Origin of the sequence: Gardnerella washingtoni (assembly GCF_049262705.1) — a bacterium.
GTDB lineage: Bacteria > Actinomycetota > Actinomycetes > Actinomycetales > Bifidobacteriaceae > Bifidobacterium > Bifidobacterium vaginale_D.
In genome coordinates this window covers 384,741-407,725 of record NZ_CP058398.1, presented here as the reverse complement: position 1 = coordinate 407,725, position 22,985 = coordinate 384,741, and the positions used below count along the sequence as shown (strand labels likewise).

Sequence of the window (22,985 nt, the reverse complement as noted above, 5' to 3'; positions counted from 1 at the left end):
CCTCCTTCATCTATTGAAATGAGCTTTTACAAATTTATCTTCTAATACTCATTATATCTTGAAAGCTAAGTGCCTTAAACATAAAAACAGGTCGATTTTAATCCTCGACCTGCTGTTTTAACTATTATCCCACCCTCATATAAAAGTAACTCTCATTTAAATCTCATCATATTTCTTTTTTAATTTATCCATATTATCAAGGTCAATCCACTCCTCGCTAAAACCACAGGCAGTGCAAATATACCTATCAATAGGTACTGCCGACATAATTGTATGGCCAGTCATAATATTATTTCCAGTCCCATAAACCCCAGCAGATCCAGGCACAAATATAATTTCACTTCCCCCACACTTTGGGCATTTTTTCGTATTTTTCATAAATCCTCCTTTTTAATCTAATAATGTTCTTTTATTGTTTTGAAAAATTTCATAAAGATAGGAAGGAACGCATACCTATACATCAGGTATATATTTCTGCCAATTAAAAATTCTACGTGAAAAGAGACAGAACTACGCTGTCTGTCTGTCAAGGATTTTGTCAGTTTTTTCATGGCTTGCCAACCTTTTATGCTAACTTTTCTTGAGTTAATCATACAAGAAAAAATCTATATTGACTTGCCTTCATATATTGTATATTTGTTATTTACTCGTCTACTTTCATTACACTCCCATCAAGGAAAGTAAGATCAACCTTTCCATCGTGATGCACAGTTAGATGGTCAACCATGCTAAGCCAGACGTTTTCATCGAACACTGCTAACAAGTCCTGTTTTTCAAGTCCTCGATAAAATATTCAACTCCATCATGCCTCATTTGCTTTTCAACAATGCGAGCTTTTACTCCATTAAGCCTTGATTCTACAGTATTGAACCTGTTCACTAGACTCGTATATTTTTTCTCATACTCATCCTGGTTCTGCAATTTCCGTGCATGTTCATTGATACAATTGTTAATCTTTTAACGATTACCCCTAATCACCGGCTAAACAGGACGGACATTGAGCCTGACTTTAAGATTCATAAAAAGAAGTGACTATTACTGACAGAGATCAGTAATAGTCACCCAACGTGAGATATTCAACTATTGACTTGAACCAAACAAAATTCAATCAGTCTTTCGAAGGACAGTCTTAAGCGAGATCACTGTGACACCAATAACAAAAGAGGTAAAACCAATTCTAATAGCAAGTGTGCCACCCCATATTAAGGCAACCAGCATCGCGATTAAGGCAACCGTCAAGCCGAATGTCGCTACTTCACGGCAAAAACGAACGAGCTTGTCCATTCCTTAAACACCCCCTCGTACACATACTAATAATCAGGTTTCATTTTACCTTTTGAGCTATATTTTCCCACTTCACAGCCTGGGTGCAAAGTGGGTGCACTTTTTAACGTTAACATCCTGTGCACTCGACCCTAGAGCGTAGACATCTTCCCTCAAACAGCCAAAATACGCTCAAACACCGCGAGAACACAGCTTAAAGCTGCTTCGCATTAAACCTTTTAACGATAACCCTCGCTAAGCCTTGCTACACAAGGGCAAAAATGCACCCACCTATTAAGCCCTAGACATCAATACGACAGTCTCACGTGTATCAAGACTACCCTTATGATAACCATGCATCAATAAAAGAGCCTTAACGTTCATTGCAGGAGAGAAACTGGCAAGGGGAATGTCGTATGATGATAAAAGTCTAAGGCACTACAAACTGGGATTTGGATTTTACTTAAAATTGTATTATTTTATTAGCGATATCTTCTACAAATCGCTTATCGTGTTCCACAAATATGAGTGTAGGCTTTGCTTCTTTTATAATTTCCTCAATCTGTATTCTTGATATTACATCTATATAATTCAGTGGTTCGTCCCAAACAAATATATGAGCTGGCTTTGAGAAACTTACAGCAATTAAAACTTTCTTTTTTTGTCCATCACTATAATTCTTCATATCCATTTCAAATAATTCTCTTGAAAAATCTAATTTTCTTAGAATTGTTTTACACAATGTTTCATCAACATCTTGCTTGTGAATATATTCATTTAGGCTACCTGTTAAATTAGATGTGTCTTGAGGAATATACGAGATTTTTAAATTACCTGCTAATTTTATCTCACCTGTATACTCGTGATTTATACCTAATAAAATTTTAATCAAGGTTGATTTTCCGCTACCATTACCCCCATATATAGCCACTATGTCGCCTTGCTTTATCTCGAAACTTACATTATTTAGGATCTGTCTCTCTCCATAGCATGATGATAAATTGCTAACCGATATTAGAGGATTTTTATGATGATGTAATGGATGCAATAATAGACTTTCCTTTGTTTCGATATCTTTTAGTAAACTCTGTTTTTCTTCTATTGCCTTGTTTTGTCTATTCTCCAAATTCTTAGATTTTTTCATCATCTTGGCTGATTGATGACCTATATGTCCTTTGTCTGGTTTTACACCTGATACTTTTACACCATTTTTAGTATTTTCAATTTTATCAGACCAAATTTGACTTTGTCTTGCAGACTCTTTTAATCGTTTAATATCTTTTCTTAATCTCTCATTTTGACTAATTTCAAATTGGTCTTTCATCACTTTGTTTTCATACCATGATGTAAAATTTCCCGATTGGACATCAATAGAATTCCTGTTAATAGAAATAACATGATTGATACAACCATCTAAAAAATCTCTATCATGAGATATAAGCAAAAATCCTTTTTTACTTTTCAGATATTCACTTACAATTTTTCTTCCGTCCATATCTAAATGGTTTGTTGGTTCATCAATAAGTAAAAAGCCATCTTCTCTTGTAAACAAAATAGCTAAAAGGATTTTTGTTTGTTCCCCTTTAGAAAGCGTTTCAAACTCTCTGTAAACAAGGTTCTCATCTACATTTAGCAAACTGAGTTCTCTAAATAACTTCCATTCTTCATCATCTGATATTAGTTCTTTATATAACTCAATTCCTAATTTTGAAGTATCGCTTATATTTGGTGGAAATTTAATAAATTCAACATCCTTGCTTATTTTACCTTGATAAGTTTCTTGATTTAAAAGTAACTTAAATAGAGTTGATTTACCGATTCCATTTCTTCCTATCAATCCCGTTTTCCAGTTTGTATCAAAGGAAAACGATACATTTTTAAATATGGGTTTTACATATCCATAATATGAGAAAGTGAGGTTTTCAATTTTAATTACTGACATAAAACGCCTCCCTAAATTATCATTTACCGCCCGGGTGCAAAGTGTGTGCACCTTTTAACGTTTAGTTTTTCATGTATTACTACGGTTATCACTGCTTTGCTTTTCAGTCATTTCAATTCTCGATTAGGCAATTTTCCAGTTCTCAAAGCGACAGTAACAAACTCAACCTCTTGCAAGCACTTCTCACAAAGTTCATAACCTTCATTAAAGTTCACTCTTGACTTAAATGTGCTAGCAATGAACTCGCATGGTGAGGTGATCCTTTCAACTACACCGCACCGTTCGCACTCAGCATACACATTTCCATCCTTAATTGGAATAAACATGCCATGGTCTTTCTCATTTCCCATGACACTAACATCTTCGAAATCATCAAATTTTACATAGAGCATATACGACTTCCTCCTTCATTTTGGTATGTCTATATACGCTCTAATTCCAACTTATATCAAGTTTTATTGCTCCTTTTTTGATCTATATGTCTGCTACTTCGCAATAGCTTTCCCATTAAGACAGTGCACCATGTAATGCGCAAATCCATCGTTTTTACAATTTACCTTCTTCCTATCTGAAACCTCGGTGACACCATTCTCACAATCTACTTCAAGGCTTGCATCCTTGGTGATTGTTCCTTCTAAAATACTCATGCCATTTAACGTATCAAGCGTACAAACATGAGTTACTTCTACGTTTGTTGCTGAAGCCAACCCATTATAACATTTAAGAAAGACATCATCCGCCTTCAAATTAACAACTTCTACCTTGCCATTGTTCACTTCTACATAAAGCTTACCAATCTCAATATCCGTGATGAGCACTTGATTAGAATCAGATTCAACCTCACAAACTTCCACATCATGTGGCAAACTCACAACAATTTCAGGCATACCCTGAGTAAGCCACCTCACCCAATTCGAAGCTGAGACTTTTTTAGTTTGAATAAGCCTTATAACATTTTGCGCTTCCTCAACCCTCAATATATCTTGTTCACAGTTAACAAAGCTCACACCAAAGGTATCAGCACGTTTCACCGTTAAACGAACATCTTTCGTCTCTGCGATAAACTTCTTATTATCCATTCCTTAAGCACCTCCTCGTGCACATACTAATAATCAGGTTTCATTTTACCTTTTGAGCTATATTTTCCCACTTCACAGGGTGGGTGCAAAGTGTGTGCACCTTTTAACGTTAACATCCTGTGCACTCAACCCTAGAGCGTCGACATCTTCCCTCAAACAGCCAAACTGCACTCAAAAATCACGAGAACCCAGCTTAAAGCCGCCGCACATTAAACCTTTTAACGATAGCCCTCGCTAAGCCCTGCTACACAAGGGCAAATTTGCACCCACCTATTAAGCCTTTGACATCAATACGACACTCTCGACGTGGATTGAGAGAACTCCAAGTATAGCTACACTTTTTTGAGTGCACACTATGGATAGTGGGTGCACTTTTTAACGATAGGAAAAGGCTATCGTTAAAAGGTTTACGTTTGCTTAATAGCTTGAGTTTAGCATAAAAACAGCCTAGAGAGGATTCCCCATAGGCTGACTTTTGTAACATTTCAAACGCTCACATTCTTTTGACTTTTACGATGCCCTTTCAACATCAACACTAATCTCTGATTTAAAAGTTACGCTGAACCTGTCCTCGTAAACTTTTATTTTCTTGATGTACTTTCTTACCAGCTTCTCATCATACTCACTAATATCGTGACGTTCATTTTTCAGAAAATCTTCCATTTCTCTGATTCGTCTTTTAGCATCTTCTTGACCTGCTTTTTCTATAAGAAGCTGCTGTTTCTTACCTTTAAGCTCATCAATCTCATCAGCTATTTTCGTGTAGTCTTTTTTAGCTTTAAGCAAGGTTAGTAGTGTCGCTTGTTTGTCTGCAATTCTTTTATCAACCGTTTCAATCTCGTTTAAGTTATTGCCCGCGATAATTTCTCTAATATTATTCTTCAACGTATCCAATACTTCATCCGGTATACTAAACACCTTGTTTATGGCTTTCACTATGGCAGACTGCAGTTCGTTCTCTTGTACTGTCAGAGCGTCACAAGCACTAGGACCGTTTTCCACTCTGGTGCAACAACGCCAGACAACAGAATGCACTCCTCGGTTGTTCCAAGCAATTCTTCTGTAAACATCCCCGCATTTAGCACAAACACATAGGCTGGATAGAGCGTACTTGCTGGAATAGACTCTTCTTTTTTGTTCTCCTCACCGCTAAACATGTTGGCTCGTCTTACAATTTCTTCTTGAACTTTAAAGAAAATATCTCTTGGAATAATAGGAGTGTGGCTATCTTTTACATAATACTGTGGTTCTGTTCCATCATTTTTTATACGAACATGGTTGATAAAATCTGTCGTGATGGTTTTTTGTAAAAGAGCATCACCAATATATTTTTCGTTTTGCAAGATGCCTTTAATATTAGATAAATTCCATTTTAAATGCCCGGCACCGTTTTTAATGCCGTCTTTTTCAAGGCCCTCCGCTATGTCTCTAAGACTTGCTCCTTCTAAATATTCTCTATAAATTCTTCTTACAACTTTTGCTTCCTGTTCAAGAATTACAAGATTCCCCTCATCGTCTTTTGTGTATCCTAAAAACCAGTTATGGTTGATTTGCACTTTGCCTTCCTGGTAGCGAAACTTAAGTCCAAGCTTCACATTCTGAGAAAGCGACGCGGATTCCTGTTGAGCTAAAGAAGCCATGATAGTAAGCAATAGTTCTCCGCTTGCTTCCATGGTGTTGATGTTTTCTTTTTCAAAAATGATCGGAATGTTTTTGTCTTTCAACTGTCTAACAAACTTTAAACAGTCGATAGTGTTTCTCGCAAAACGGCTAATCGACTTAGTGATAACCATGTCTACTTTGCCACTCATGCAATCGTGGATCATGTCGTTGAAACCGACACGTTTTTTCGTGCTGGTTCCTGAAATACCGTCATCAGCGTAAATGCCGGCAAACTCCCAGAGAGGATTTCTTGAAATATAATCCGTATAATGCTGAACTTGCGTGTCATAACTTGTTGCCTGTTCTTCACTGTCAGTACTGACACGACAATACGCTACTACTCTTAACTTCGGCTTATCTTCATGCTTATCTACCGTATTCCCCGCTATTTTTCTTGGTGGAATAATTGTAACGTTGGCATTCATTTTACACCTCCTTGATTTGACTGTAAGCGTATACTGCTTGCAGATAAGGATCATCGTATTTCTTTTCTACCTTTTCTAACTGGTAGCTTGTAATAAGCCGAATTTCCTTTATTGGCTTAGGCTCTTTATAACGATGATTCCTGATAGCATTCTCATGCCTTATTTGTTGCACTTGTCTAAACATATCCTCATCGATAATCTGAGGATAAAACTCTGTTCCTAAATACAATTTCTTGCTAAGAATTTTGCCCGTGACTGGCCAATCCCTTTTTATACCTGATTTTTTAGCAGCTTGAGAAATATTTTTAAATTCAAGATAGAAACGAAAAAACTCTCTTACTTCTTGAGCTTTTACTTCATCTATAACCGCTTTACCGTCTACTATTCTGTAACCATATGGGATGCGTGCCATGTTTCTTTCACCTCTTCTTCTAATTCCAATCCGCATTTCAAATGAAAAATAAATTCTGTTCTGCTTTTAACTACGACATCGTCTACAAAATCCAGAAAATCCTCATCCTTAAACTCGCTAAATACTTCTGTGACGCTTACGAACCGTTGAAGTTTTTGTGCCTCGTTTAAGTGCGTTAAGTTACCGTTTAAACTGTTGGAAAGCTTAAGTTTTTCCTTAAGACAAGTATCTATTTCCGTTTTAAGCTGATTGCTTTCTAGATAGTAGGAATCCATCTCAATGTATCCACCGGCGAAAAGCTTACTGAGTACTTGCTCTTGTTCTTGCAGCTTAAGCTTTTTTTCTTCGAGTTCGATAACTTTGTTCAAACCGTCTTTATTATTCACACCTCTCAAACTTTCTACGAGAGGAGTCAACATTTGAACGTATCCTGCTTTTAACTTGTTTAACATTTGCAGGAAGGAAATTTTAAGATAACTTTCCATAACAGACTTTTGTGAACAAGCATGAATATCTTCAAGATGCGTTATACAAACCCATATGCCATACGCCTTATTATGTTGATAAATTATTCGTCTTTTACACTTGCTTCCACACTCACCACAACGAATTTTACCTGAAAACGCATAAAGCTTATTGTACTTACCACTACCACATACTATGTTATTTTCATTTCTTCTCCACGCGATAATCTCTTTTACAAGATTAAAAGTTTCATGACTGATGATAGCCTCGTGATGGTTTTCAATAACATACTGTTTTTTCTCGCCACAGTTTTTATGGCGGTTAAAATTATCGTCTGTAAATGTTTTCTGAAAAATCACATCCCCTGTGTATGTTTTATTGTTCAAAATAGCATTCACGGTAGTTGAAGACCATTTAGCTCCTCTTTTCGCAGGAATCTTTTTATCGGTCAATACTCGTGCTATTGCTTCTCCACCCATGCCGGAAAGAGCCATGTTGAAAATTTCTTTTACTACCCTGGCTTGCTCTGGAACTATAATCATTTTCTTATTCTCGTTTTTATACCCATACGCAGGGCAGGAAATGATGAAGCTTCCATTTTCGAACCTTTTTTGAATTGCCCACATGCTGTTTTCCGAGATAGATCTTGACTCGCTTTGCGCAATAGAACTCAGGATAGAAAGCATAAGCTCTGAACTCATATGCTCGGTATCAATGTTTTCTTTCTCAAAATACAAATAAATACCAAGACCGGTAAGTTTTCTAACTATTTCAAGACAGTCAACCGTGTTTCTTGCAAGCCTACTAATAGACTTTGTAATAATCCTGTCTATCTGACCGCTCTGACAGTCTTTAAGCAGTTGTTTAAGACTTTCACGCTTACCGATTTTCGTGCCGCTAATACCCTCGTCAAAGTAAAGCCCCGCATACTCCCAGCATGGATTAGACTTAATATAGTTTTCGTAATGCTCCTTCTGCACTTCTAGACTGAGAAGCTGCTCATCACTATCACTAGAAACTCTCGCATACGCTGCAACCCGCGTCTTTTTCTCAAAACCAGTTTTTCGCATTGTAGAGTCTATTTTTATTATCTCTTTCACTATTCCCCCTCACTTTCAGCTAATACTATTCATCACTCTAAAAGCAGTGTTTATCAAGCTTTTAGCCCAATAATTCCTTGTAAAACGGGTGAAATTTTTCCCTGTTAAGACGGCTTATTTTTTCTTTTTCTTGCTCGCTGATAAGCCCTTTTTCAAAGAGTGAAGCGGTAAGTTTTTCGGCTATTTCAAAACGAAAATCCGCCTGCATACTCTCTTTTGTCCAAGCTCTAGCTTTAACATCCTTTAGCCCGTGAGCATCATTACTTATTTGCATGATGCTCACCTCCAAAACGATGTTCTATATAGCAGGCGTGGCAGCAGTATTTTCGAGTCTTATTACCGTAAGAGATAAAAGAATTTTTGCAGTTAAGACAAGCACACTCATAGTTTGCCTGTCTTTTTACCAACTGTGTATGCTTACTCCACCACGTGTTTCTACACGCGTCAGAGCAGAAACGTTTAACTTTACGACCAGCATTCTGTTTAACAGGCTTAGCGCATAAATCACATAATTGAACGCTATTGCCAACATTTACGCCGCCAAGATTGTTGCGCTTACAGTAGCTTTTAACCGTATCAACTGAAAGATTTAACTGTTTAGCTATTTTCGTATAGCCAAACCCCATGTTTCTTAGTTTTCCAATCTTACTTTTTTCTTCCACATTCATTTGCCTGTGCCTCCTTACATCACAGGCAAAGAAAAAACAGTGTTTTTTAACCTCTTGGCTTGATAATTTAACCTTAAAAATAAAAAAAGCCCGAGGATTGCTCCAATGTAGGAACAAGCCTCGGGCTTTACAAGTTTCAAACTGTTTTACAAGAGTTCGTTTACTCGTTTTTGTACCGTATCATAATCGTATCCGGCTTGAGTTAAACGGTTTTTACGCTCATTTCCGTTACCCCACGTGCCTCGGATTACTTCACGCGCAAGCTCATCAACTGACTTTCTACAGGCTTTAACACCAAGAAGCTTATTAACTTTATTTTGCACGCTCGCATAATCGTATCCGGCTTGAGTTAAACGCTGTTTACGCTCATTTCCGTTACCCCAAGCGCCGTTAATAACTTCTCGCGCCACCTCATCAATACTTGACGTGCGCGCAGCTTGGTCAGAGCCGCCGTTTTTACATCCGTTTAATCCAGCGTTTTTAATAATGCTCGGATAATCCTTGTAAGCATAATCCATGTCAACTCTGCCGGCTACTCCAGGAACGCTGCCGTTTGACGAGTATTGCCAAAGACCATACGAGCCTTGATAACTGCAGTGCGTGTTCCACTGTGCGATCCACAAAGCGTAACGGTTTCTAACATGAGATGACACAAGATTATTAGCGGTTGAAAGCGAAGTGTAAAAACCTGCATAATACCCGCAAGTTTCCAGTTTGCTGCAAAAACTGGTAATCAGCGAATCGCAGAAAGCTCGCCCACGGTTAAGCTGGCTTTTTTCTTCTAAATCAAAGTAAACTGGGTACTCAAAACTCTTACCTGAAAGCATGTTCGCACAGCTTTGAGCTTCCTCAGCTGCCTCAGAACTGGAGTTTGCGTACGAATACCAGTAGGCTCCAACATCAAGACCGCATGTTTTTGCTTTACGATAGTTCTGTTCAAACCACTTGTCTTTGCATCCGATACCGTATCCTGCTCGAATGATCACAAACTCAACACCGGATGCTTTCACCGCGTTGAAATCAATGTCACCCTGCCAAACTGATACGTCTATTCCTTTTTTACTCATGAGTATTGTCCTTCCTATTCTTGTCATGTAATTGTTCTAAAACGTTTTTTAATTTCTCAGGCACGGGAAGCCCCAGGTGAGCCGCGTTTTCGGTTAAAGATAATCCTTCGTTAGATAGGTAGAAGAAAATTACCGCGGTTCTAATCACGCTTCCTTGCTTCAAAACATGAAAATCTATAATGTTTGCTATACCAACAAGCATAAAAATGAGCACCTTTCTAAAAATGCCCTTAAAACCAATGCTGCTAGACAGTTTCTTATCCGTGACCGCACACATCACGCCTGTAATATAATCCGCAACCACAAATAAAACGAGCGCGAGGATAAGCCCGTCGCACCCGCCTAAAAAGTATCCCAGCCAGCCGCCTACCAGTGTGAAAGCCAGTTGAGCAATATTCCAAAATCCTCTCATAATTCTCCTTACAAGTTTTCCTAACATTTGCCAGTACTCTTATAAAAACAAAAAACAAAAAGTAAAAAGTAAAAAGTAATAAAAAAGGACAGGCATGGTTTAAACCACACCTGCCCTAACATTTCAACATTTCAGCATTTCAACTGATATTATTTTTCAACACATGACTACTCCTTACCATCTTTTTCACCTTCATCAACCATTTCATCTTTTACACTTTTCCCAGCCGCTTCATCTTTTTCGTCTTTTTCGGCTTTTTCGGCTTTTATTTTCAAAATCTCGTCGTTAAGTTCGCGTTCTCTAGAATTAAAATAGTCTTCTAACTGTTTCACATACACTTCATATTCCATCGAGTTTTCCGCAATCACTGCCGAACGCATATCAGATAATACGCTTGCAACAATGCCTTCTATCATGTAAGTAGGTATTGGTATTTGCTTATTCAACTCGACTATTTTTTCGTTTAACTCAGCCTTATATTTTTGCACAGCTACCGCGTAGCTAATTGTCGGTTTTACCACTACTCTCCTCCAATCTTTTTAGAATAATATCCAGCTTGTGGCTGATTTCGCATAAAATTTTCGTATTATCAACTACAGGTGTTGTAATACTTTCTGTCACATCTTTTAAGCGCGTGCCCTTATTAGCCACTATTTTGTTTGTGTGAATAATTAGTTTTTCCATAACAAATTCTCCCTTTATTCTTCTTTCAAGTTCACTTCCGCGCTTCACTTCCGCGTTGTTTAATAGTATTTAACTTTCATGAGTATCCCGTTTTTAAACACCATGTGAGCATTAGAACCCCATTTTGAAGCTTTCCCATCCTGGTTCATTTCAATAATCTGCACATAGTTAATATCCGCGTCTACTCCTGCACCGTCTTGCCAAACAGGATCTATAATCTTGTTACCATGCATGTAAAAGTTGCATCCAGCGTGAATACCATACTCTTTATAAATGCTTTGCGAACGTGAAAAACACAGCATAGTAGCGTATGTTTCTTCATCAGCTGATTTACGCTGCGCGAAAGCCATATACTTTCCGTCGCTAGTAAGATGAAAAACTAGACCCTTGTGAGAATTATCTTCTTCCCACTCGCCGGTTCCAACATAGCCAATATACACGCCGTTACGGTAGAAGTTGTTCCCATTTTTATCAAAAACAGCTCTTTTATGATCCTCATCAACTTCACCATCGTAAAGCTCTATCTGCCCGGGTGTTATTTGCACGTATTTACTCGAATGGTTAAACCCGAGAAGGAAACTGTTATAGTTTTGCTGCATGAAACTACCAAAATCACCTTTTTTAACCATTGAAGATATGGAATCTTCTACTATGGTTAGTTTAGAAATAGCCTTATCAGCCGTGAATTTAGCAGCCTCAATGTCTTTATCTTTAACTCTGATCCAATCGAACGTTCTAAAACTACTTATACTGTCAGCTGAAACGTAATGCCATAGTTTGCTTGTTCCACCTTTATACGGGTGTTCAGACTCAGGATAATTTTCACCTTCAACCTCAATAATGTTAATATCTTCAGGCAGTTTAGACACGTATCCTGAAATTTCTCCTGAATACTCTTTTTTAATGCTATCAATCTTAAAACCATAATTGTCAAACGGAGACCAGTTAGTTCTAAAATGTAGCCAAAACTCGTTTGATGGAACAAACACTGTTGCGCCAGAAATTTTTTCACCAGTTAAACCCGGTATAGCGTAAATTTTATCCTCATATTTGTAAAAAATGTCTACAAAATCATCAAAAGCTGATTCCGTATGCGACTTCTCATTAAATTTTACGGCTAAACTTTCCTGCTTAACAATAAGCCTGTAAGCGTAGCCGGTTGACGTGTCGTAGAAAAAATCACCAACATGCTGCATTTTTTCACTATCAGTCAGCCACAAGCTCATAGGAGCGTTAAACTGGCTTGGAGTATACGAACCGTAATAGTTACCGTTTTTCTGTTTAAGACTATGGTTAACGCTTTCAACACCAGCCTCAATCTTACCGTCTGTAACATTTAGTTTCGTGTTGATTTCACTTATCGTGTAATAGTTTTCAAGCCTCCTACCAGTGTCTTTTATAGCCTCGTTTTTTGCTTTACTAATCTGCTTTTCTACCTGCGAAGTGTAAGAAACTGAAAGTTTTTCCGCGTCAATCGAATGCCCGATAATCCTGTCACCATACACCATGCCGTCAAGAGTCATCGCAGTACTGTAAGGGCCTGAAAAACCGTTATGGCTTCCAGCAATACCATTCATGTTAACCTGTAACACTTTCGTAGCAGTGTTCTTATCAGGCGTATCCATGTAAAGGTCACGAACCCACATGCCTTTACTATCGTATTCGCTTATCTTATAGCCGCTTTGAGAATTACCCATTTGCGCTTTAATATTATCTATCGCAGCTTTAACACGCTCGTTATCAATTTTTCTAGCCTCAACCGCTTCTTCTTTTAACGTTTGAACAGCATGCGACACGTTTTGCACATACCCTTTAGAAATCCTGCTCGCAAGCACGATTCTCATTTCGCCTGGTTTTTGAATCGGTATAGTCTGTTTTACTACAGGAAACACTCGGTCCATGCCAAATTGTGGAGCGAGACAACGAACCCTATCCCCACACTCAATCGTCGCATAATGTAAACCTAACGCGGATAAGTCAACCGCGCTAAGGCTTATTTCTACATGCTCAAACTGGTTATCCTGTAACCATTTAGTAGCTTTACGCATAAGATTAGTTGGAACTGTCACATTATTGAAATTAACAACTTTACAAACCCAGCCGAATGTTTTTTGCGCTTCACGAGATACTATATAGTTTTTCCCATTGTTTATTGAAGTAATATCAACATGCTTTTTAAGAACCTCGTTTTCACCATTCTCGTTTTCCAACTCTTTGCCGAGAGGAATAACCGCTGTAGTAACATCCTCTGCTGAAAGGTTTTCCGCGTATTCAAGCAGGTTCAAGCCGAAACTAATATGCTGGCTTGTAGCTTTACCTATTTCTTCTAAACGTAGGTAGTCTAAGTAAAGTTTCCCGTCTTCTTTTCTAAGACGCAAATATCCGCCAAGCTTTTCAACCATTTTACCCATGATCGCTTCAAGCGTGGTTTCAAAATTAGTAAACCTGTAGAGTGAATCATTCGAGTCAGATACTGCGACGAAACCAATTCTTATTTTCTTATAATCATCTACCTGACTGTTATGAGCTTGTAAAAGTTTTTCTAAAAGCTGGTAGGAACTCTGATCATGATATTCTTTCTGAGGTTGAATACTATCCGCTAAGTAAGTTAACAACCCTACGCAAGTTACTTTCTTACTACCATACAAGTCTTTTACTTGTTCTCTAACCTCGCCGAAGAAAATCTCCTCATCGTCACGCCACACGCTTACTATTGATTTCCGGTTTTTAATAAGCTCATAGCAAGGGTTTTGACTAGGGCAAGTAAACGTTAACGTTCCTGCAGTGTTAAGCTCCAAGTTTAACGTAATATCATCAAGTACCGCTTTGTCATCATTTGGATAGTAAATCGTATTACCGTCAAGCATGATCCTGTACACTCACAACCACCCCCTTTTATAGGAAATATTTACCATCCCGTTTCCAACGAATGTTAAACTCATGTTTATTTTTGAACGAAGCTGTGGGAAACGGTTAACGCCTGTTTTAATCTCATAGTTTTTACCATTAGAATCCAGTAGCATACTGTTAGATGACAGGTTGTTAAATTCTGGAATCAGTGTCATGTCAAAATCGTGAACGAGTGTTATTTCACGCTTATCATCTACTTGCACACCCCATATTGTGTGAACACCATCCGAATCATCTACACTATACTTATATGGTTGCAGCTTATAGTTGAGTGTGAGAGTTGAATAGTTTTTATCCGATTTAAAATCACTAACCCACATTCGACCCTGATAGTAGAACAATGGTTCATCATCAAGAGACAGTTTCACACTCTTGCCGTGGATTAACGTTTTAACACTATGGCATGTTTCACTCCACTTGTTTTTGTTTGCGACAATGAATTCGAAACAGCCTTCACGCATCTCGTATAACACTTCACCGGCAAGACTTTCACTAATATCAATACTTTCCTGCCTGCCTGGTATTTGCAAATACTCTAATTTAGGTTCTGGAAGTTGAACTAGTGGACGGCTTGTAGCAACCAGCCCTAGATCGTTAAAACTATGCAACCCGTTTATTAGCATCCCATACACTTTTACCACCCCCTTGCTTTTCTTGTTTGAAGCTTGAAAAGCTCACTGTCCATCCTGTGCGCGATACCACCCACTAGTTCGCCAGTGTCGAGCACAATACTCTGGTTGGAAAACTGTGGGAAATACGCGTCCATAATCGTTAGAATCTGGTTCATAACATTAAGCATTTGCGTGTTCGCTCCCGCGCTCATATTCTGCAAAGTATCAAGCCCCATAATCACTTCGGGACCTTTTTCACCGCCGCCAAGCATACGCCCGTTTTTCTCACCGAAAATAGTCGCCCCGTTTAACAGCATTGGCTTGTTCATTGCTTTCTTATACCAGTCGATAGCAAGATACGGTACAGACGGTGGCGTAAGAGAGAATTGTCCTTTAATACTAAAATGAGGCAGTTTAATATGAGGAAGACTGAGTTTTATGCCAGAGAAAAACCCTGTTATAGCGTCGATTACTGCTTTAACCTTGTTTTTCGCCGCTTCTATCGGAGTGATGATAGCGTTTTTAATACCATTCCAAACTGACACAACCGTGTTTTTAATACCGTTAAACACAGACTTAACCATGTTTGCTACTGAATTAAACACTGTTGAAATGCTTGTTTTAATACCGTTTACCACGCTCATGATCGCAGTTTTAATACCATTCCAAACACTTGTTGCCGTGTTTTTAATACCGTTTAAAACGTTAGTGAAAAACGATACGATACTATTCCAAACATTCATGAAAAAGTTTTTCACACTCGACCACAGTTTGTTCCAACTAGTGCCAAAGAAAGACAAAAACACGTTAAAAACGTTTTTTAACGTGTTAAATACTGTTATGAACGTGTTTTTAACCGCGTTCCAAACAGCAGTAAAAATTTCTTTTACACCATTCCAAAGCTGAGACCAGTTACCGGTAAACAAGCCTATAAAAACGTCTAAAACGCCTGTGATTAAATCAAGAACGGTTTTGAAACTAGTAAAACTTAAATTTAAAGCGCCTTCAAACAGTGGAGCTAGAATAGCACACAAACCATTCCACACTGTTTTAAGCCCTTCAACAATACTAGTGAAATCAATACCAAGGCTTGACAGTTTTTCTTTAACACCATTAACAAAACCGGTGAAAGTTTCCTTAATTTTCTTCCAAACAGCAATAACACTGTTTCTAAACTCTTCGTTAGTGTTCCATAAGGTTACAAAAGCTGCTACCAGAACACCAATAACCGCAACAACCGCGAGTATTGGCGCGGATACTCCACCTAAAACAGCGCCTAACCCTTCAAGAATACTAGAGCCGGAAGTAAAACTTGCGAACATTTTACCTATAAACAAAGCTAGTTTAGAAAACCCTTGTATAGCAACACCTATTTTAGAAATACACGTTCCAAGAACCACTAAAAAAGGGCCGACTGCCGCAGCAATCAGCCCAAGTGTCACTATAAGTTTTTGGCTTTCTGGAGAAAGCTGTTTAAATTTAGAAAGCCATGCTGATATTTTCTGCATTAATGGTGTTATGACGGGAAGTAAAACATTACCAATAGTCGCAGCAATATTCTGCAACTCTGTTTTTAGAATCTTCATAGAACCCGAAGCGCCCGCAGCTTCACGCCCAGCCTGCCCTTGAGCGTCAGCAGTCTGCTCCATAATAAGAGCCAAAGTAGCAGCCTGTTTCGCTTGCAAGCTCATCGCGCCTCTACCATCATGCAAACCCATGGCAAGAGCTTTAGCTTTAATAGTCGCCTCGTTAACACCCATACCATAATTGTCAAGCATCGCATTATTACCTTTAAGCGCGCCTGTTAAAGCAAGAACAGCAGACTCGGTTGTGCCACCAAACATAGCAGACAAGTCGCCTGCAAGAGCAACCAGCTTCTGACTCATCTCGGCTGCTTCAGCATCACTTTTCCCACCAATATTTTTCAACATCGCGCCCATAGTATTCGCATACTCTAAAGCTTGACCTTGAGCAATACCATAATAGGATTTCAAACTTCCTGACCATTTAAGCATCTTGTTAGCAGACTTACCGTAAATCTGCTCTGTCGCACCCATAGCATCCTGTAAGTCTGCTGCAGCAGTAAAACCAGCAGTACCAATAGCAGCAATCGGCAGCGTAACTTTCGTGCTTAAACTTTGACCAAGAGATGACATACCATCTCCTAGTTTCTTTATCTTTTTACTCGTACTATCAAACTGGCTACTAAGCTTGGTTAAACTAACACTACCTACCTGTTTTAATTTTTCTTTTAAACTATCAAGATTATTTTCTGTCTCAACAATCTCACGCTGTAATGCATCATACTTGTCTTTACCAAGCTCCCCGTTTTCCAACTGTACTTTAGCCTGCTTATCCGCCTGTTTTAAGGCATTGAGCTTTTCACTGGTTTCAGAGATTTCCTGCTGCAACAACTGCTGTTTTTGCGCTAAAAGTTTAGCGTTGGACGGATCGAGTTTTAACAGCCTGTTTACGTCACGAAGCTGAGCTTGCGTGGATCTAATAGTCGTATTCACGTCTTTTAACGCTTTATCCAAGCCCGTAGTATCTCCACCGATTTCAACGGTAATACCTTTAATCCTGTTTGCCATAACTTCACCTCCCTTTACTCTTAAATTTACGCGTGAAAAAATAGATATTTTAACGTCAGGTATAAGAATGCTTGGTTCTTGCTTAGAACCTGTCAAATTCTGTTTGGCTTGCGAGCTTATCGTATTTCACACTATCGTTTGCTTTCTCCGTCCACATGTCTAAAACCATGCCGATGGTTAAAAGATCCAGTTCGCAAATACTAATCCCGATTTCGGTGCATCTAAGAAGAAACAACGCGGTTGTCATTTGCCGTGTTGTTGTTTTAAATTTTTTTTAGATTTTACTTCAGTTTCCAAGTTTGCTCCCCAAAGTTCTAGAATTTCAGGAAGAATCTCGTAGATAGAAAACATTTCAAACTCGTCAAGCCACTCATCAATACTCGCTGGAATACTATTATCCGCGTGATAAGCCATGATATAAGCCACGTTTTCAAAAATTTCAAGATCTGCTATTTCAAAAACACCCTCGTTGATTTTGAAAGACTGCTCTAATTTTGACAGGTCTTTGAAAATATCACGCTTGAATTTAATACGATACAGTCTTGGAATAGTGGCGGAAGAACGAAACTTCACGTCTTTACCATTTACTTTTACTGTTTTTTCTAACACGTTTACCCCCTTTAAAACTTATTTGTTTTCCGCGTTAGCTTACGGAACGTACACGCTCTTATACCATTTCTCATAGGTTTCTTTTGAAGTAGTGTCACCACTCCTAGATTTCACCAAACCATCTTCTCTAGGATCAGCAGTAAGCGACAAAGTTTCCGTACCCGGTTCTATAGTGTCTTCCTTAGTTTCTGACTCGATAGACGGTCGTGTTGCTGAACAGTTATATAAAACGTGTCTGATAGCGTTCACGTCACCATCAAACTCAAACAGGAGCGCGAATTTTTCTGTTTCACTAATCTTCGCGTTTTCAACCAGCACACCGTTTTTATCTAGTTCTTCTCGTAGTATTTGCGTCCTAAACCATTCAGGTATAAGAGCAATTTCCAAGTCGCCACTGTAACCGTTGTTAGCAGTCGACCTGAAGTAAACAATCCCGTCAGCGTAAAACGGTGAGGATTCACCCTCAGCCTCAAGGCTTATACTCACCGCCCCCGGAATCGGCTTAGGCTCATCGTAGGAGAAACCACTCGAATCTTTTTAAGTTTTGCAGCATACACGTTTTTCAGATTGTATTTAACCTTGTTTCCCATTTATTGTTACCTCCATTTCAAAAATGTAGAGTGTTTCATAAAGCTTTTCCGACTCTATGAACGCTTCTGTTTTGTTATAAAAAATGCCGTGCCTATCAAGCACGGCCTCAACTTGTTCTTCCAGCACGGGATTCTTATAGTCTGCGTATAGTTCAATATGAACTTCGTTTGCTTTAAAATACGTTTTCCCGTCTGCCGCAAAATTACTGCTCGCAGGCGTAAGAAACAGGAGAAAAGGCGGATTAGGGGATTCTCCTTCAGCAAAATGGTGGTAGGCGAAAGGAAAACCTATCTCCCTCATAATGTTTAAAAGATTACCCATTTTTAACCGCCTCCTCTATTTCTTTTTCAAAACTTCGTACTGCTTTACTTTCAGCCTCAGCAATGTGTGCTCTAGCTTCCACGCGTCCGCCGCCTCGTTTAGCATGACCGTACTCTAACAAGTGTGTAAGCTGATACTTGTTTCTAGAATGCACTACGAGAACTAGTCTGCTGCCTGTTTCGTTTAATGTTTTAACAGCCCAACTTTTCGCATACGCTCCAGTTCGTTTAGGAGCTGTCATGTTAATTTCTTCTTTTGCTGTTTTACCAGCGTTTTTTACTGCTTCTTTTACTTTCCCGGTTGTAACTTTCGCGTAAGTTTTAAGCTCTCTAATAACTTCTTTAGAGAGGCTGCCAATACTTACTTTGCTCACTTTTTACACCTCTTACAGTGAAGTTTCAGGCTTTTCTTCTTATAATTCATGTGGTCAACACCTAAAATCTCGTAAACCGTATCACGGAAAATAATCCTGTAACCAAGCGATGAGACTACGGCTGTTTCTTTCGAATATCGGATAGTAAAATCTATTTTTGACTCATCCCACACGTTTCCCGCCGAAGTCTCTTCTATGGGACTTTCAGCACTTACCGTGGCGTAACACTCGTAATATTTACTCCACTTAATCTTATGATTACCAACCTCATCAACTTCAACACTGTTTTTAAGCAGCGTAATACGCTCGTTTAATAAACTTATTCTCATTTAAAACCCCGTTTTTCTAACAGTAAAAAGCATCGAACGTAAAGTGAGCATAAGTGCGTGGTGGTCGGCTTCTTCCCGATGCTCATACAAGTAGCCTGTAGCGTATAAGACTGCGAGCCGATACTCGTCAAAGTTTTCACTAATCAAACTACTATCGTTTTTACGAGCTACTCCCTGGCAGAGTTTTTCAGCAGAACGAATAAGGGTGTTGATAAGCTCATCATCTTCTCGACTATCCACCCTAAGATAGTTTTTTGCTTCCTCAACTGTAACTATCATCAACACCCCTCCTTAACTTTTAAGCTGCTACGCTTGTTTTAACAGGCAGAATCTGTACTGCTTCTTTAAGCACGAGTTTTCCGTCTACACGCTCTTTAGCGACGAAACCTATCATGCCGTTTCCAGCGAAAAGTTCGGTAAGCTCTTTAAACGAGCGTGAACCACGATCACCAATGTTGTAGTACGAGTAGTCGCCAAAAGCCACCATGTTTTCAGGCGCGTAAGCAGACGTGTATACCGGGTATCCGAGAATCCTGTTCGGCTCATCATCCTGGTATGAAGGCTGCCAAACGTACGCGCCGTTATTGTCTTTAAGTTTTCGTATGCTCGCGACTGTTTTATCGTTCATAATAAAACTCGCGTTTTTACGGTATGGTCGCCTCAAAGCGTGAATAAGATCAATCAGATCATCAGTTTTAATACTGGTAGTTTCTTTAAGGAACGTGCCGCCGTCTTTCTTGTTGAAAATACCAGTTGGTTTTCCCACGCCATCCCCGTTAAGAAAAGCGTCTTCCTCCGCGTTAGCCAACGCCATGCCGAAGGATGTGAGAAGATGATTCTCGAGGTTAAACGCATTATCATGCAAGAGTTCTTCAGTAACTTTTACCGCAACGTGAAGCTTATGAGCGTCAAGCAGGATTTGCGCGAACTTGGAATCCCCAAAGTTAAGGCTTGCGCCTTCTTCAATCCAAGCCGCCGCAGGATCACTCATCGCAACATTAATCTTATGCTCGCCACTAGTGGTAATCGTGGTAGCAAGAGAGCGAATAATGTTTTCTTCTTTCAACGTTTCAATCAGGCGATTATCGTATTCTTCCGGCACAAGATACCCGCCGTCAGCGTCCACGCCTTCCTGCAACACGTTATCGACTCGTTTAAAATTACTTCTAAGAGCTGTAAGCATCGCCTGCTTATACTCGTCACGCGCACGACCTTGTTTTTCAAGGTTAACGCCTGTTTTCATAGGTTTTGCAACAATCGCCTCGGATGTTGGTTTTGAAAGCTCCTTATCCATCACTTCCATCTGCTCCAAGCGATCAATTTCCGTACTGTAAGCTTTCACTTTCGCTTCCATCTCATCATAGGTTTTCGCGTCTTCTTCTGAAATAAGCCCGTCCTTGTCACGTTTAGACTCAAGGAAAGCTTTTGCACCCTGCCAGGCCTTGTTACGTTTCTCAACCATGTTTGAAATAGTGTTCATCATGTTTACCTCCAATTTTTGATTAAAAAAAGACGATCCATAAGATCGTCTGCACTAATATTGTTTGTTTCCTTACCGCTTATCCGGCAGGCTTTAGATATTTTTTCCAACAGCGTGTTTTGCACGCTTAATTTTGAATACAATGTTGAAACTTGTGGTATGCCAATATCAGTGGTTTCACCTCTAGTTAAAACACCGTCCGCGAACCCGAGTTCTACCGCCTTGTTAGCATCCATCCACGTTTCCGAATCCATTAAATGCGACAGTTTCACACGGTTAAGCCCTGTTTTAATCTCGTAAGCGTTAATAATGGACTCTTTGACCTCATCAAGCATTGATATTGCTTTTTCCATTTCGTTTCTGTTTCCAAAAGCAACAGTCATAGGATTATGGATCATAAGCATTGACACCGGGCTCATATAAACCTTTGTGCCAGCCATCGCAATAACCGATGCAGCCGATGCTGCAATACCGTCAATTTTGACCGTCACACAACCCTTGTAATCCATGAGCATGTTATAGATTTGTGCCGCAGCCACACAATCGCCGCCAGGCGAGTTAATCCACACGGTAATATTCCCACTACCAGCGTTTAACTCGTCTTTAAAAAGTTGTGGTGTAATATCATCATCAAACCATGATTCTTCAGCAATCGTACCGTTAAGAAACAGTGTCCTCTCCAATATTTCATTTGACTCCTGATTTTCCTTCTGGTTTTTCCACTGCCAAAACTTCCTCATTACCTTTTTCCTCCTTTCCGCTACTGTTTGCGAACGCTCCCGCACGGTTAAGTGGGAGCATGTTACCGTTAATCAAATACAAGTCACCACCCTCACAGGCGGGAATCTTATCCAGGTTTTCTAACTGTCTAATATCGTTTGCGCTCATCCAACCGTTTTGACGAGCGGTAGCATAACCATTCATACGACTCTGATAGTCTCCTCGAAGAAGACCATCCACGTTAAACTTCACATAATAGGTTTCTTTCTCCTTATCAGTAAAAAGCCGTCTCGTAATAGACTGTTCAAAACGCGCCACCCAAGGATCAAGCGTGTATTTCACAAACTCCAGCGACTGCTGTTCAATATTAGAAAAACTTGATTTTTCTAAATCACCAACCATGTGTGGTGGGACTCTGAAAATACGAGCGATCTCGTTAATCTGAAACTTACGAGTCTCTAAAAACTGTGCTTCGTTAGGCGAAATAGAAATAGGCGTATACTTCATGCCTTCCTCTAAAATCGCTATCTTATGCGAGTTAGAACCCGAGAACCCCTTATTCCAACTATCCCTCATACCAGACGGATCTTTCACTGTACCGGGGTATTCCAAGATGCCGCTTGGTGTAGCACCGTTAGCGAAAAACGATGCACCATACTCTTCCGTAGCTATCGCCATACCGATAGCGTTTTTTGCCATCGCAATAGGCGAATAGCCAACAAGCCCGTCAAAACCAAGACCGGGAATATGAAGCACGTCAAAGGGTTTAAGTTTCACACTCGTTTCTTTACCCGCTAAAACATCACTATCATTTAACGTATACTCGTAAAAAATTTGACCACTCTCATCCCGGTCAACTCTCATACGATCAGGCATCAAAGGATAAAGCCCTAATATTTCGCCTTTACCGTTTCGAATAATCTGCGCGTAAGCATTACCCCATAACAGTAGATGTGTCATCAGTGTTTCTCTAAACACGAAGCTTGTCATTTCAAGATTCGGCTCATCATGAAGCACCTTATATAAAGGATGTTTAACCGCTTTAGCCGTACCCGTACTCGTCCGCTCATACACGTGAAGCGGCAGACTAGCCACCGCTTCAGACAGGATACGCACACACGAGTAGACAGCCGTCATCTGCATCGCTGAACGCTCATTCACCCTCTTACCGGACGAGGAAGCGCCCATTAAGAAACGATAACCGCCACCTAACATCCTGTTTTCAGGCTTATCTCTACTCTTAAAAATCTTACTGAAAATGTTCATTACCC

24 protein-coding genes and 3 pseudogenes are annotated in these 22,985 nt (G+C 39.4%); all 27 read right to left on the bottom strand.

Features of this window, described 5'->3' with window-relative positions; translation table 11 throughout:
- Positions 1-156 precede the first annotated feature (156 nt).
- Positions 157-378: a hypothetical protein gene (locus tag HXT28_RS01475; RefSeq protein ID WP_004128528.1), complete on the bottom strand. Its 222-nt coding sequence runs from the start codon at positions 376-378 to the stop codon at positions 157-159.
- A gap of 265 nt (positions 379-643) precedes the next feature.
- Positions 644-921 (bottom strand): annotated as a pseudogene (locus tag HXT28_RS01470) (hypothetical protein).
- Positions 922-1,104: 183 nt separating this feature from the next.
- Positions 1,105-1,284 (bottom strand): hypothetical protein, encoded by a 180-nt coding sequence (locus HXT28_RS01465; RefSeq protein WP_004114740.1) that lies wholly within the window; start codon positions 1,282-1,284, stop codon positions 1,105-1,107.
- Between the two features lie 442 nt (positions 1,285-1,726).
- The gene (locus tag HXT28_RS01460; protein WP_004113321.1) at positions 1,727-3,205 is read right to left on the bottom strand and encodes an Lsa family ABC-F type ribosomal protection protein; all 1,479 of its coding nucleotides are present in this window, start codon (positions 3,203-3,205) and stop codon (positions 1,727-1,729) included.
- A 107-nt stretch (positions 3,206-3,312) separates the two neighbouring features.
- Complete coding sequence (locus tag HXT28_RS01455; protein WP_420027700.1) at positions 3,313-3,597, bottom strand: hypothetical protein; 285 nt, start codon at positions 3,595-3,597, stop codon at positions 3,313-3,315.
- 93 nt (positions 3,598-3,690) lie between these two features.
- Positions 3,691-4,284, bottom strand: a complete 594-nt coding sequence (locus HXT28_RS01450) for a DUF4097 family beta strand repeat-containing protein (protein WP_422113545.1) — start codon at positions 4,282-4,284, stop codon at positions 3,691-3,693.
- Between the two features lie 510 nt (positions 4,285-4,794).
- Positions 4,795-6,371: pseudogene (locus HXT28_RS01445) on the bottom strand (recombinase family protein).
- A gap of 1 nt (position 6,372) precedes the next feature.
- Positions 6,373-6,783, bottom strand: coding sequence for a DNA recombinase (locus HXT28_RS01440; RefSeq protein ID WP_422113544.1), 411 nt, complete (start codon positions 6,781-6,783; stop codon positions 6,373-6,375).
- Positions 6,753-8,348, bottom strand: coding sequence for a recombinase family protein (locus HXT28_RS01435; protein WP_422113543.1), 1,596 nt, complete (start codon positions 8,346-8,348; stop codon positions 6,753-6,755). Before HXT28_RS01435 ends, HXT28_RS01440 begins: the two co-directional genes overlap by 31 nt.
- 61 nt (positions 8,349-8,409) lie before the next feature.
- Positions 8,410-8,622, bottom strand: coding sequence for an SHOCT domain-containing protein (locus tag HXT28_RS01430; protein ID WP_111822612.1), 213 nt, complete (start codon positions 8,620-8,622; stop codon positions 8,410-8,412).
- Entirely contained in the window at positions 8,609-9,016 is a 408-nt protein-coding gene (locus HXT28_RS01425; RefSeq protein WP_020760683.1) for a hypothetical protein, read from the bottom strand. Before HXT28_RS01425 ends, HXT28_RS01430 begins: the two co-directional genes overlap by 14 nt.
- Before the next feature lie 146 nt (positions 9,017-9,162).
- On the bottom strand, positions 9,163-10,083 hold the full coding sequence (locus tag HXT28_RS01420) for a GH25 family lysozyme (RefSeq protein ID WP_422113542.1): 921 nt from the start codon (positions 10,081-10,083) through the stop codon (positions 9,163-9,165).
- Complete coding sequence (locus HXT28_RS01415) at positions 10,076-10,495, bottom strand: phage holin family protein (RefSeq protein WP_004118368.1); 420 nt, start codon at positions 10,493-10,495, stop codon at positions 10,076-10,078. Before HXT28_RS01415 ends, HXT28_RS01420 begins: the two co-directional genes overlap by 8 nt.
- A 167-nt stretch (positions 10,496-10,662) precedes the next feature.
- The gene (locus HXT28_RS01410; protein ID WP_422113541.1) at positions 10,663-11,016 is read right to left on the bottom strand and encodes a toxin; all 354 of its coding nucleotides are present in this window, start codon (positions 11,014-11,016) and stop codon (positions 10,663-10,665) included.
- On the bottom strand, positions 10,997-11,179 hold the full coding sequence (locus HXT28_RS01405; RefSeq protein ID WP_076002854.1) for a hypothetical protein: 183 nt from the start codon (positions 11,177-11,179) through the stop codon (positions 10,997-10,999). Before HXT28_RS01405 ends, HXT28_RS01410 begins: the two co-directional genes overlap by 20 nt.
- Before the next feature lie 59 nt (positions 11,180-11,238).
- Positions 11,239-14,046, bottom strand: coding sequence for a phage tail spike protein (locus HXT28_RS01400; RefSeq protein ID WP_422113683.1), 2,808 nt, complete (start codon positions 14,044-14,046; stop codon positions 11,239-11,241).
- A 12-nt stretch (positions 14,047-14,058) separates the two neighbouring features.
- Positions 14,059-14,712, bottom strand: a complete 654-nt coding sequence (locus tag HXT28_RS01395; RefSeq protein ID WP_421777187.1) for a hypothetical protein — start codon at positions 14,710-14,712, stop codon at positions 14,059-14,061.
- Between the two features lie 11 nt (positions 14,713-14,723).
- Positions 14,724-17,291: a hypothetical protein gene (locus HXT28_RS01390; protein WP_422113540.1), complete on the bottom strand. Its 2,568-nt coding sequence runs from the start codon at positions 17,289-17,291 to the stop codon at positions 14,724-14,726.
- Positions 17,292-17,534: 243 nt separating this feature from the next.
- Positions 17,535-17,900: a hypothetical protein gene (locus HXT28_RS01385; protein ID WP_014554474.1), complete on the bottom strand. Its 366-nt coding sequence runs from the start codon at positions 17,898-17,900 to the stop codon at positions 17,535-17,537.
- 39 nt (positions 17,901-17,939) lie between these two features.
- Positions 17,940-18,490: pseudogene (locus HXT28_RS01380) on the bottom strand (major tail protein).
- Positions 18,474-18,812 (bottom strand): hypothetical protein, encoded by a 339-nt coding sequence (locus HXT28_RS01375; protein ID WP_103014107.1) that lies wholly within the window; start codon positions 18,810-18,812, stop codon positions 18,474-18,476. The pseudogene HXT28_RS01380 and the gene HXT28_RS01375 overlap by 17 nt, the downstream one beginning before the upstream one ends.
- Positions 18,805-19,185 (bottom strand): HK97 gp10 family phage protein, encoded by a 381-nt coding sequence (locus tag HXT28_RS01370; RefSeq protein WP_004104983.1) that lies wholly within the window; start codon positions 19,183-19,185, stop codon positions 18,805-18,807. Before HXT28_RS01370 ends, HXT28_RS01375 begins: the two co-directional genes overlap by 8 nt.
- Positions 19,182-19,514: a phage head closure protein gene (locus tag HXT28_RS01365; protein ID WP_422113539.1), complete on the bottom strand. Its 333-nt coding sequence runs from the start codon at positions 19,512-19,514 to the stop codon at positions 19,182-19,184. The genes HXT28_RS01370 and HXT28_RS01365 overlap by 4 nt, the downstream gene beginning before the upstream one ends.
- Positions 19,515-19,793 (bottom strand): head-tail connector protein, encoded by a 279-nt coding sequence (locus HXT28_RS01360; protein ID WP_020760694.1) that lies wholly within the window; start codon positions 19,791-19,793, stop codon positions 19,515-19,517.
- Positions 19,794-19,812: 19 nt separating this feature from the next.
- Positions 19,813-20,997: a phage major capsid protein gene (locus tag HXT28_RS01355; protein WP_422113538.1), complete on the bottom strand. Its 1,185-nt coding sequence runs from the start codon at positions 20,995-20,997 to the stop codon at positions 19,813-19,815.
- 2 nt (positions 20,998-20,999) lie between these two features.
- Complete coding sequence (locus tag HXT28_RS01350) at positions 21,000-21,734, bottom strand: head maturation protease, ClpP-related (protein WP_410295953.1); 735 nt, start codon at positions 21,732-21,734, stop codon at positions 21,000-21,002.
- A complete protein-coding gene (locus HXT28_RS01345; protein WP_422113537.1) occupies positions 21,682-22,980 on the bottom strand; it encodes a phage portal protein in 1,299 nt (432 codons plus the stop codon). Before HXT28_RS01345 ends, HXT28_RS01350 begins: the two co-directional genes overlap by 53 nt.
- Positions 22,981-22,985 lie beyond the last annotated feature (5 nt).